The following is a 257-nucleotide window of genomic DNA, read 5'->3' as shown; positions in this document are numbered from 1 at the left end:
CACCAAACTGCTGGCAGCGCGCGGGGAGTTCGATGGCTACGAAGATCTGGCCTCCGAACTGCAGTCGGTCCCGGAGGGCCTGATCGCCGTCGCCGGTCAGGCTGAATCGGTAGCCGAGGCTTTCGCCGAGAAGAACAGGGACGCCGACTACCACTTCCTGGTGGGTACCGGAAACCTCTGGGGCCTCACGTACCTCTACTCCATGTGCATTCTCGAAGAAATGCAGTGGCTCCGCACCACCCGTGTCCACGGTGCAG

The 257-nt window shown here is 62.6% G+C and carries 1 pseudogene; it reads left to right on the top strand.

The window, feature by feature from the left end:
- Positions 1-257: pseudogene (locus SB724_RS20890) on the top strand (SIS domain-containing protein); the annotation flags it as partial.

The organism is Bacillus sp. SIMBA_031, assembly GCF_046535225.1.
Taxonomy (GTDB): Bacteria; Bacillota; Bacilli; order Bacillales; family Bacillaceae; genus Bacillus; species Bacillus velezensis.
This window is presented reverse-complemented; position numbering and strand designations above follow the sequence as displayed.